Source organism: Lactobacillus sp. 23-2, from assembly GCF_044902225.1.
In the GTDB taxonomy this organism is placed as follows: Bacteria; Bacillota; Bacilli; order Lactobacillales; family Lactobacillaceae; genus Lactobacillus; species Lactobacillus absianus.
On sequence record NZ_JAOQBX010000076.1, the window covers coordinates 1 to 462 of the forward strand.

1 protein-coding gene is annotated in these 462 nt (G+C 46.5%); it reads right to left on the bottom strand.

Going from position 1 to position 462, the window contains the following annotated elements:
* Nucleotides 1-125 precede the first annotated feature (125 nt).
* Nucleotides 126-462: IS200/IS605 family transposase (gene tnpA / locus OCH80_RS10210; protein ID WP_404540663.1), on the bottom strand; the 337-nt coding region annotated here is incomplete at its 5' end.

The following is a 462-nucleotide window of genomic DNA, read 5'->3' on the forward strand; positions in this document are numbered from 1 at the left end:
ACTCCATATTCCGGCAGATCTGACTTGCGCTTGCGTATTGCCATGTCGCTTCCTCCTTTCTAGCGTTTAGTGAAACGGTCTATTCCATTGCGTCTCAATGTATTTCTTGACGACAGCTTCGGTTGTCACTCCAATGCTTCCTGCGTAATAGCTCGGTGACCACCCCAGAAGTATTCCTTCATCGTTTCCGGATACTTTTCAAAAAGCCACTTGGCCGTAATGCCTTTGAGCTTCTTGACGATATTTGTCACGCTCTTTTTTGGTTTGGCAGACAGCAGAATATGCACGTGAGTTGGCATTATTTCCAGAGCCTTGACCGTATACTCATTCTCACGGCAGATCTGCAGGATCTTGTCCTTGAGTGAATCGACAATAATCGGATTAGCCAATGCTTGGTTGCGATACTTGGTACACCAGACGATGTGGTAATTGAGGTTGTATGCGTAGCCTCGTCCATGGATG